The organism is Moraxella equi, from assembly GCF_002027555.1.
Taxonomy (GTDB): domain Bacteria; phylum Pseudomonadota; class Gammaproteobacteria; order Pseudomonadales; family Moraxellaceae; genus Moraxella; species Moraxella equi.
On the sequence record NZ_MXAP01000089.1, the window covers coordinates 1 to 11,220 of the forward strand.

The 11,220-nt window shown below is 47.2% G+C and carries 9 protein-coding genes; 8 read left to right on the top strand and 1 reads right to left on the bottom strand.

Annotated features, from left to right (window positions below):
- The first annotated feature begins 386 nt into the window (after positions 1–386).
- From B5J93_RS08935 to mraY, 8 genes are all read left to right on the top strand, one after another.
- Positions 387–1,247 (top strand): FKBP-type peptidyl-prolyl cis-trans isomerase, encoded by an 861-nt coding sequence (locus B5J93_RS08935; protein WP_079326074.1) that lies wholly within the window; start codon positions 387–389, stop codon positions 1,245–1,247.
- 112 nt (positions 1,248–1,359) lie between these two features.
- The gene (rsmH, locus tag B5J93_RS08940) at positions 1,360–2,343 is read left to right on the top strand and encodes a 16S rRNA (cytosine(1402)-N(4))-methyltransferase RsmH (protein WP_420811406.1); all 984 of its coding nucleotides are present in this window, start codon (positions 1,360–1,362) and stop codon (positions 2,341–2,343) included.
- Between the two features lie 75 nt (positions 2,344–2,418).
- Complete coding sequence (ftsL, locus tag B5J93_RS08945; RefSeq protein WP_079326076.1) at positions 2,419–2,799, top strand: cell division protein FtsL; 381 nt, start codon at positions 2,419–2,421, stop codon at positions 2,797–2,799.
- The gene (locus B5J93_RS08950; protein ID WP_115237137.1) at positions 2,792–4,849 is read left to right on the top strand and encodes a peptidoglycan D,D-transpeptidase FtsI family protein; all 2,058 of its coding nucleotides are present in this window, start codon (positions 2,792–2,794) and stop codon (positions 4,847–4,849) included. Before ftsL ends, B5J93_RS08950 begins: the two co-directional genes overlap by 8 nt.
- A 44-nt stretch (positions 4,850–4,893) precedes the next feature.
- The gene (locus B5J93_RS08955; RefSeq protein WP_079326077.1) at positions 4,894–6,405 is read left to right on the top strand and encodes a UDP-N-acetylmuramoyl-L-alanyl-D-glutamate--2,6-diaminopimelate ligase; all 1,512 of its coding nucleotides are present in this window, start codon (positions 4,894–4,896) and stop codon (positions 6,403–6,405) included.
- Between the two features lie 293 nt (positions 6,406–6,698).
- Complete coding sequence (locus B5J93_RS08960) at positions 6,699–7,013, top strand: hypothetical protein (protein ID WP_079326078.1); 315 nt, start codon at positions 6,699–6,701, stop codon at positions 7,011–7,013.
- 110 nt (positions 7,014–7,123) lie between these two features.
- Complete coding sequence (locus B5J93_RS08965) at positions 7,124–8,635, top strand: UDP-N-acetylmuramoyl-tripeptide--D-alanyl-D-alanine ligase (RefSeq protein ID WP_079326079.1); 1,512 nt, start codon at positions 7,124–7,126, stop codon at positions 8,633–8,635.
- Positions 8,636–8,638: 3 nt separating this feature from the next.
- Positions 8,639–9,748: a phospho-N-acetylmuramoyl-pentapeptide-transferase gene (mraY, locus tag B5J93_RS08970; protein WP_079326080.1), complete on the top strand. Its 1,110-nt coding sequence runs from the start codon at positions 8,639–8,641 to the stop codon at positions 9,746–9,748.
- Positions 9,749–9,839: 91 nt separating this feature from the next.
- Here the strand turns inward: mraY and B5J93_RS08975 are convergent, their stop codons facing one another.
- On the bottom strand, positions 9,840–11,066 hold the full coding sequence (locus B5J93_RS08975; protein ID WP_079326081.1) for an aromatic amino acid transport family protein: 1,227 nt from the start codon (positions 11,064–11,066) through the stop codon (positions 9,840–9,842).
- Between the last annotated feature and the right edge of the window lie 154 nt (positions 11,067–11,220).

The window sequence follows — 11,220 nt, forward strand, 5'->3', positions numbered from 1 at the left end:
GTTAGTTTGATGATTCAAGTGTAAAAAAATTATCTTAATTGGCGAATGCCTTGCATTTTTAAAAAACGCCTATTTGCCAATTACCAAATCCAAAATCTACCCTTATTTATCCAATCGCCCCACCCCAACTTTGTCTTTTGTAAAAGCATAAAAGACAGATAAAGTAACAATAATCATACCTAAGCGTTTTATATCATTAAAAATTTTTTGCAATCATAATAGCGATTTCTATGTTTTTTTGGTATGATATGCCGTATTTTTTCGCCAAGTGATTTTGTAAGCAATTTTTTAAGCGATTTTGGGTGTCGGACAGTTAGCATGCCCATTTGATGACTTTGCCAACACTTACCAATGGCGTTTTATTTTTCAAAATAAAGAGACACACAATGAAAACCACTCGCACCACTTTTTTGATGACTGCCCTAATGGCGTCCATGCTTGCCCTAACAGGCTGTAACAAAGACGGCGATACCGCCAAACCTGCCAGTACCGCAAACATCAGTGAACAAAGCCCTGAAATGGACAAAATCAGCTATATCTTGGGTCATGACGCAGGCAGAAACCTAAAAGAAATGGACGGCGAGATTAACCCAAAAATCATCGCGGCAGCACTCTCTGAAGGCTTTGAAGGCAAAGAGAGCAAATTTACCGATGAGCAGGCTCAGGCGATTTTTGAGGCTTATCAAAAACGCAAAGAGGCAGACGCGGTCAAAGAGCTAGAAACCAAAGCCAAAACCAACAAAGAAGCCGGTGAGAAATTTTTGGCTGAAAACAAGACCAAAGAAGGCGTAAAAACCACACCGTCAGGACTACAATATAAAGTCATCACCGAAGGCACGGGGGTCAAGCCTAAGGCGACGGATGTGGTTGTTACTCACTATGAAGGCAAGACCATTGATGGCAAGGTCTTTGACAGCTCTTATGAGCGTGGCGAGCCTGCCCAGTTTGACCTAGGTCAGATGATTCCAGGGTTTAGAGAGGGTGTTCAGCTCATGCCTGCTGGTAGTAAGTATGAGTTCTATATGCCGTCAGAGTTGGGCTATGGCGAGGCAGGTTCACCACCAGTCATTGAGCCAAACAGCGTGCTGATTTTCACCGTTGAGCTACTAGACGAAGCCAGTGCCAAAAAGGCGGCTGCTGATGCCCAAGCCAAAGCCGAAGAGCAGATGGCAGAGATGATGAAGCAGTTAGAAGCACAGGCAGCCCAAGGCGAGCCAAAGGCAGAAGCTGAGCCTGCTAAAAAATAACACTAACATGGGTGACGCCGACCCAAGCAAACCAAGTGCGTCGTGACGGACTTGGTTTTTGTTTTTATCAGACTGATTTTAAACCAAATACCCAAACATATCCAAACCAATTATCATGACCACAACCGACCGCACACCTGCCTTGATTCATGAGACTGTCTTGTTACACGAGACGGTAGCAGGCGTGCTTGGTGTGTCTGATTTGTCGGGTGTGTCGCCACAGGCAGGCGTGTATGTAGACGCAACCTTTGGACGGGGCGGACACAGTCGGCTATTGCTTGATTATTTGACAGCCGACAGCACGCTTATTGTCTTTGACAAAGACCCGCAAGCAATAGCGGTGGCAGACGGGCTTGCCAAAACCGACAGCCGTGTGGTGGTGGTGCATGACAGTTTTGCCAGTCTTAATGAAAGCCTGGCAAAACTTGGTATCAGTCAAGTGGACGGTATCATGGCGGATTTGGGTGTGTCTAGTCCACAGCTTGATGACGGTGCTCGGGGATTTAGCTTTATGAAAGATGGGGCGGTGGACATGCGTATGGACACGAGCCGTGGGCAAAGCGTGGGGCAGTGGCTCAAAGTCGTGGATGAAGAGACTCTTGCCAATGTGCTATATGAATATGGCGAAGAGCGTCATAGCCGTAGAATCGCCCGTGCGATTAAGACGATGGAAAATTATGATTCCACATTGGAGCTTGCCGAGACCATCAAAGAGGCTCACCCTGCTTGGCAAAAAGGCAAACACCCTGCCACGCAGAGCTTTCAAGCCATGCGGATATTTATCAACAACGAGCTTGGCGATGTCAAAGAATTTTTAAATCAGACCCTAACCGCCCTAAAATCAGGCGGACAGCTTGCCGTGATTAGCTTTCACTCATTAGAAGACCGTATTATCAAGCGGTTTTTAAATAATCACAGCAAAGGGCGACATGAAGGCGATGACAAACTACCCATACCGCCAAAACGTCCCAAATATTTTGATAAACCCTATCGCATTGCCCCAAGCGATGACGAGGTGCGTGCCAACGTGCGAGCCAGAAGTGCCTATTTGCGTGGGGCGAGGCGAAATCAGATGGCATTTGAATCGTTCAATTGACCTATCCAATTGATTCATCATCGCCATGATTTGTCCCATTTAATTTATCATTTAAACCATTATAAATCACAACCCATGAACCCAAGCACTGACAGCGACTTACATGAATACACGACCGAGCCGATGAGCTTGGTGGGGTTGTATCGACTGATTGTCATCGGACTATTGTTTGGGATTCTCATCACAGGCGTGATGATAGCCACACAAACCCAAAAACGCCATCAGACCTATCAAGAACTTACCCGTCTAAGACAGCAACTGGTGAACATGCAAGTCGAAGAGAGTCGCCTGCTCATTGAACAGCAGACATTTAGTGCAACCCCACAAGTGGCAAGACGTGCGGTGGGCGAGCTTGGCATGCATTATCCAACCAAAAAAGAGCAGATAAATCAAGACGAATGGGACGAGCTTGGTAATTTAGGCAATCTAGACAATACGGGGGTGTCTTATGAGTAAAAACGACCAAACCCCAAAACAGCCCAAACACCCAAAAAACCAAAACCGCTCAGGGCAAAAGACAAGCACGCCCCCCAAGAGTGATATTGGCGAGAAACTAAGCAAAATCGGCAGTCTGGGCAAAAAGCTGGACAAAAGCCATGCCACCAAACGCACGCCTGATACCCAAGAGTTAGCCCAAAACCCTTTGAAAAAAACACGCAAACGCAAAAAAAGCTCGGGTGTCTCGCTGTTGGGTGGGCTTCAAGATGTGGGGCGTTATAAGATAGTTTGGGCGGTGATGGCGGTGTGCTTTTCGGCACTCTTTGCCCGTGCTTATTGGCTTCAAATCGCCAATGCCGACTACTACATCAGCCAAGGCGATAAGCTCATCACCAGTAAGCGAACCATCACCGCCCATCGTGGCAACATCTATGATACCAACGGGGCTCCCCTTGCTGCCAATGCCCCTTTGACCACGGTGATTTTTAGCCCTTATGACTATGCTTTGGCGTATTATGATTTGCAAAAGAAAATCAAAAACACCAAAGGCGAAGAGCGTCGCCAAAAGCTAGTGCAAGAGCTTGATGAGATGAATCTAGAAACGCTGGCGGCTGCCAGTGGTGTTTCACGTGAAACATTAGAACAAGCGGTACATCTAAATGGGGCGGTGGATTTGGACGACCCAGAAGCCATCAAACAAGCCCTGCCATCGGGGGCGGGGTCCAAACGACTGGTGTTACTTAACCGAGTCGCCCCTGAGGTGGCTCAGCGAGTCACCATGCTAGGCTTTAAGGGCGTGTTTAGAGAGACGAGCGAGAAACGCTACTATCTACAACCTGAACCCATGGCACAGATATTGGGCTATATGGGCTACTCCCAAGATGACCCGCCTGTCTATGGGGGGCGAGCAGGCATAGAAGCCAAATATGACAAACAGCTGACAGGACAAAACGGTCAAGTGCTAAGCCTGCGAGCGGTGCAGGGCAGTATCGGCGACATCAAAGAACTCTTACCCATGACGGCAGGGCAGGACATTCATCTGACCATAGATTCACGGTTGCAGTATATTTTATACAAAGAGCTAGAAGAGCTTGGGCGGGTGCAGTCGGCACGGTCAAGCTCGGGCATGATTGTCGATGTGCAGACAGGTAACGTGCTTGCCATGGGGTCGTGGCCGTCTTTCAACCCGAATGATTTGTCAAAAAGACACGGGGCAAGCGAGCGGAACCGCCCTGTGCTAGATACCTTTGAACCGGGGTCGGTGGTCAAGCCTTTGACGGTGGCGGCCGCCTTGGAGTCGGGGCGGTATAGCACCCGAACACTCATTGACACAGGGGCAGGTAGCATGAGACTTGGTGGGTATAGCATTCGTGATGGTGGTCGCTATGGGGCGATTACCATGGGTAAGCTTATCCAAAAGTCATCTAATGTCGCATCCGCCAAAATCGCCCTAGAGTTGCCCCCTGACGCCATCGTGAACATGCAAAGAAAGTTCGGCTTTGGGCAAAAGACGGCTTTGAACCTGCCTGCTGAGTCGGCAGGCGTGCTACATACCCCGACCGCCAAAGACGTTACCCGTCGTGCCACGTTGGCATACGGCTATGGGCAGTCGGTCACGCTGGCTCAGGTCGCAGGGGCGTATGCAGCACTTGCCAATGGGGGCAAGATGAATCATCTAAGACTGGTTAAAGAAGAATCTGTTCCTGCCCCAGAACAGGTCATCAGCGAGCAACACGCCAAAGACATCACCAATATGATGATTAGCGTGACCGAAAAAGGCGGTACGGGGACAGCCGCCGCCATTGATGGCTACTATGTGGCAGGCAAGACAGGCACGTCACGTCGCACCAATCCAGCAGGCGGTTATTATACCGACCAATATCGCAACGTCTTTGCAGGGTTCGCCCCTGCGACTAGTCCCCGTTTTGTGGTGGTGATTTTGGCAGAAGACCCAAAACAGGGCAAGTACGCTGGACAAACCGTCGCCCCTGTGTTCGCCAAGGTGATGAAAGAGACGCTTAGAATTTATAACGTGCCATTTGACAAACCGCTCGATACAAACCAGTAAGCTGTTTTACCATTTTATTTTTTATTTTTAAGAAGGATTTTTTTATGACAACATTCAACGATTTTGCCGAAATTTTACAGCCCCATGTGTCTGATGTGGATTGGGGGCATATCAAGGATTTGCCAATCACAGGCTTTGTGTCGGACAGTCGCAAGGTGGCAGGTGGCGAGATTTTTGTGTTGTTGTCGGTCAATCCTGACATCAAATCCAAGGCAAAAGGCTATATTGAAACCATCAATAGCCAAGCGGTGCTGTCTGAGATAAGTGAGTCCGACATGGGCGTGGATAATGCCAAAATGCCGATTGTGCATATTGCCAATTTACGCCTGATTTTGGGCGATTTGGTCAAGGCATATCTGCAAAAAATAGGGGTGGCAGCTTTGCCAAAAGTCGTGGCAGTTACAGGCACCAACGGCAAGACCACCATTAGCCAGCTTACCGCCCAGCTGTTATCCCTTGCCAATCACAAAACTGCCGTCATGGGAACGGCAGGTAACGGCATTTTGCCAAATCTTAGCCCAAGCACCCATACCACGCTAGAAGTGGTCGCTCTGCAACACGCCATTTATGACTATGCCAAAGCGGACGTGGAATGTATCGCATTGGAGGCAAGCAGTCATGGACTTCATCAGCACCGCTTGCAAGGCGTGCCAATCACGGTGGCGGTGTATTCAAACCTTTCCCGAGACCATTTGGATTATCATGCCGACATGGACGACTATGCAGGGGCGAAGGCACGGCTTTTTGACAAGGCGTTATTTCCCACGCTGACCCATGCCATTATCAATGCCGATGATGAATTTAGCGAAATCTTTATCCGTCAAGCCAAACAGTCGGGGCTTGCCATGTGGACGTACAGTACCAAAGACTCAACGGCTGACTTTTTTGCTAAACAAATCAGCCCAAGCCTAAATGGGGTGGAGCTCGTTATCCAAACCCCACAAGGCGAGATGACGGTAAAAAGTCCATTGTTAGGCTTATTTAACGTGGCAAACCTATTGGCAAGCATTGGGGCAAGCCTTGCCATGAATGTAAGTTTTGATGAAATTAGCAATAATATCAATCACTTACAAGGGGCAAGGGGGCGTATGGAGCAAGTGCCGTCCGAGCGTGGTTCGTTTATCGTGGACTATGCCCACACCCCTGATGCGGTGGAGCAGGTGCTGTCAAGCCTACGTACGCATTGTGCTGGCACGCTGTTTGCGGTGCTTGGCTGTGGGGGCGATAGGGACAGGGGCAAACGACCTTTGATGACCAAATCCGCCCTAAAATTTGCCGATAAAGTGATTTTAACCAGCGATAATCCTAGAAGCGAAGAGCCTTTGGCGATTTTAAAGGATATGCAAGAAGGCTTGGACTGTGAGAGTCATTATAAGATTGAAATTGAACCTGACCGTAAATTGGCGATTGAACTTGCGGTAAAATTAGCAGGCGAGAATGACATTGTGGCGATTTTGGGTAAGGGACACGAGACTTATCAAGAGATTAAGGGTGTGCGGTATGAGTTTGATGACAGGGTAGTGGTGGGGGAGATGATTAGCAAGTGGGGGAAGTAATGAGTGATGTAGAGTGTTTTATTCAGCGACAAAAACATACCCAAGACTTTTTTGATAGATTAACTTATCATATTTATCAAGGTTTTTTGGAAGATTGTCGAGCGTTATTTTTAAAAAAATATCGGGGGCAAGATACGTTTTTTTGAATCAAATTACAATCATATTCGTACCATTGTTGGTTTGTATTCGCAAAGGCATTGTTTGGATTATCTTATTTTTGTAGATGGCGATAAAATCATTCTTAAATGTGATGTTTATAATCCAAGCGTTTTAAAATCTATGAATGATGATTTTTGGCAAAATTTACCCAGTTAAATCAAATTGGGAATTTGTCGTTTTCTAGTTTTCGTGGAACATCTTTCATTAAAAATAAAACCAACAAAAAACCCGTAAAAAGCTCTATTTATGGAATTATTAGAGAAATTATTTTAATGGAAGAATATGATGATGTTTCTGTTGATTTTGGTTGTTTGGAATTAGAGATGGGATTGGTTGAAGAAAATGAATTTGATAATGAAAGAGAAGTTATTGCTAATGCTTTAAATATTTTATATTCAATCAACCAAGAAATGCACCGAAAAACACCTGCTCATTTGAGAAGAGAATAGTTTTTTGGAAATGAAAAGTTGGCACTATTTTAGTCTGTGCTTTTTTGTCCCGTTGCGATACTATAAGTTCAACCCATACTTTAATTTTAATTTATTTTTGAGAAAACCCTATGACCCCCTATATTTGGCAATTTGACAATTTAAATACCGCTCTAAGTGAGCTTAACCCCACTTGGCACGGGCAATTTACCGCCCAAAGCACTCGTATTACTACCGACACTCGCACCATTAACGCAGGCGATATTTTTTTGGCAATTCGTGGCGATAATTTTGACGGACACGAATTTGTGGGTATTGCCCTTGAAAAAGGGGCGGTGTTGGCGATTGTTAATGAAAAAGTGGAAAGTGATTTACCCCAGCTTATCGTAGGCGACAGCAAAAAGGCACTCGGGCTTTTGGGCAAATACCGCCGTGATGTCCACCCTGATTTGCAAGTGGTTGCCCTGACAGGCTCGGCAGGCAAAACCACCACCAAAGAAATGCTGGGCAGTATCCTAAACCAAATCGCCCCCACGCTGATTACAAGGGGGAATTTGAACAACGATTTGGGTGTGCCAATGATGCTCCTGGAGCTGACGGACGAACACAAATTTGCCGTGCTAGAACTTGGGGCGAACCACATTGGCGAGATTGCCTACACCACACGCCTTGTGTCGCCTGATGTGGCGTGCGTGCTTAACATTGGTACGGCTCATTTGGGCGAGTTTGGCGGTCGGGAAAACATTGCCAAAACCAAAGCCGAAATCTTTCAAGGACTTGATGAAACTGGCGTGGCGGTGCTACCTTATGGCGATGAATTTTTTGGGTTGTTGGCAAATGAAGCCGGCAAATTTACCGCTCAAATTTTAACCACAGGCGAAAAAAATGTCCCACCCCGTGAAGCGATGGATTTTTCCAAACTTAGTGAAGCCGAACAAGCCGAGCTTGACAAATTAGACTTTGTGCAAGTGATGGGCGATGTCTTTGCTGATGATGTGGAAGTTTTGGCGGATAAGGTTGGCTTTAATTTGGTGGTCAATTTGGCGGTGGACGAATTTGACGAAGGTCAAGTACTGCTTCCTTTTGCAGGCGAACATAATGTTGGCAATGCCTTGTCCGCCACCGCCTGTGCCTTGGCGTTGGGTGTGGGTTTTGACTTGATTGTAAGTGGTCTAAATAATGCCAAACCCGCCAAAGGTCGTTTAAATTTCAAACCGTTTAACAACCATCTGATTATTGACGACACTTATAACGCCAATGTCCCTGCGATGATTGCAGGGTTGAAAGTGTTAAATGCCCAAAAGTTTTTGGAAGAAAATGCTTATGATAAAACTCTGATGGTGATTGGCGACATTGGTGAGCTGGGCGATGACAGCATTTCTGAACATCAATCTTTGGGCGAGCAGATTGGGCAGATTTGCGTGGATAAGCTCATCTGTGTGGGAAGTTTAATGAAAAACACTTTTGACACCGCCCAACAAGCTGGCATTGATAGCGTGCATTTTAACGATAAATCCCAAGTCACCCAAGAAATTTTGTCCACGATTAACACTGGCGAAAATTGGGCAGTGCTGTTTAAAGGGTCAAGATTTATGGCAATGGAAACTTTGATTCACGATTTAACCCAACCTGTAAGCGAGTAAACGATGTTATATTGGCTCATTGATTATTTTGACATTTTGTATCGCCAGACCATTGCGTCTTTGGGGCTAAGGAGCTTGCTTGCGGTCATGACGAGCATGGCGATTGTGCTGATGGCGGGCAAGCCTGTCATCGCCTACCTGCGTAACCTAAAATACGGTCAAGCGGTACGCACAGACGGCCCAAAAACGCACCTTGTCAAGCAAGGCACGCCAACGATGGGTGGTGTGCTGATTTTGTTTGCCATTGGGATTTCTACTTTGCTTTGGGCAAATTTGACAAACCCTTATGTGTGGATTTTGATGGCAGTCATGGTCATCTTTGGGGCGGTCGGCTGGCGTGATGACTGGCTAAAAATCAAGCATAAAAACCCCCAAGGCTTGGTTGCCAAAAAGAAATATTTTTGGCTGTCGGTGGGGGCGTTGCTCGCTGGTGGGTCGCTTTACTATATCTCTTTACAACAAAATCCCACCACCATGCACGCCATGCAGGATTTGCTTATTCCTGCCTTTAAAAATCTGTACATTCCCTTGTCTGCCATACCCTTTGGGCTTGGCTTTATTACGCTCACCTATTTTGCCATTAACGGCACGTCCAATGCGGTCAATTTAACAGACGGCTTGGACGGCTTGGTCGCCTTGCCTGTGGTGCTGGTGTCGGCAGGGCTTGGGGTGTTTGCTTATGTGTCGGGTCATGTGGCATGGGCAAATTATCTGTCCGTGCCGTATATCGCTTATAACAGCGAAGTGGTCGTGGTCTGTGCGTCCATGATTGGGGCGTGTTTGGGCTTTTTGTGGTACAACGCCGCCCCTGCCGAGGTGTTTATGGGCGATGCGGGGGCATTGAGTCTAGGCGGTATGCTTGGCACGATTGCGGTGATGACACGTCAAGAGATTGCCTTTATCCTAATGGGCGGTATTTTTGTCATGGAAGCTTTGTCGGTTATCATCCAAGTCGGCTCGTACAAACTGCGTAAAAAGCGGGTCTTTTTGATGGCACCTTTGCACCACCATTTTGAAGAAATGGGGCTAAAAGAAACTAAGGTTGTGATACGTTTTTGGATTGTATGTATTATCCTTGTGGTGTTATCACTCATGACATTAAAATTAAGATAAAATAAAAAGCCCTGCGGAGATGCGGGGCTTTTTTTGAGGTGTGAGTTTTGTTTTAAAACCAAACATCCTTGTCTGATTTAACTTTACCAATCTATCCGCCAAAACTTGGCACCATGCCCAAATAACCGCCAATTTGGGCGATGATGTTTATTATGCCAAAGACGATGACAAAATAAATCATAAATTGACCGCCAAAGGCTCGGTAGGTGCTATCAGGGTGCTTTTGGCGGTGAGCCTTGGCAAGCAGGGCAGGGACGATGACGCCCCACACGGTCAAGGCAAGCCCTGCAAAGCCAATGGCGGTTGTAAAGCCAAACGGGGCAATCAGACTTAGCACCAAAGGCGGTAAGAACACCACCGCCACCGCATAGGCTCGCCCTGTCTTGTCATCGCCAAACCCAAAAAAATCACTCAAAAAGTCAAACAATCCCAACGCCACGCCCAAAAAGGAACTGGTCAATGCCATGTAAGCAAATGCCCCCAACATGGTGCCGATAAAGCCCGATTTGCCAATCGCCCCTAGTAGCGTTGCCACATCGCCGTCTTTGGCGATGACGGGGGCAAAATCGGTGCGTGGTAGGTTGCCTTGGACGACCACTTGCCACAGCAGATAAAACCCGAGTGCCATGAGTGTGCCTATCAAGACCGATTTGGCGACTTTGGCGGTGTCGCCCCCAAAGTATTTGACCATGCTTGGTACGCCGATATGATAGCCAAAAGATACAAGCACCGTGGACAATGCCACCCAGATGTAGGGCGTGTAAGCCATGCCAGTCGGGGCGTGAGTGTCAAAGAGCGTATCTAGACTAACCGATGACATCATGCCAAAGGCAGAGATAAAAAAGCTGACTATCATGCCAATCATCAGTACGCTTGCCACTCTGTCCACCACCCGAGTTGAGAGCCACACAAACACCGCAAACAGTATGCTGATGATGAGCGAACCTAGGCGTGGGGCGATGTCTGTGCCTGTCAAGGCAGACAGATGACTGGCGGTCAAACCCCCGCCACTGGTGATGTAGGCGTAGAGCAGGATATACAGCACAAAGACGAGCGATAGGCTATTGATGGTGTTCCAGCCTTTGCCGAGCAAGGATTTGACGATGGTTGCAAGGTTGGCACTCGGGGGGAATGTAGTGCTGGCTTCTAATATCATAAGACCCGATGCGTACATACAAAGCCAAGTGTAGGCGAACACCAACAGCGACCATGAGAACCACACGCCTGCCGTGGCGGTAGGATTGGCGAGCATGCCCGCCCCAATGGCGGTGCCTGCGATAATCATCGCCCCGCCAAAGACCGAAGGGGATTTTGACATAAATAAACCTTGATAACCTGCCGATGTGGCAAAAGGGGCTATTTTAATCGTTTTTTGGCGTAATTACAAATACGATAGCACCATAAGCCAATAAAAACCCAATCAACATCTTTATAACACGATTGTCTTTTAAAACTTGAATCATCAAACTAAC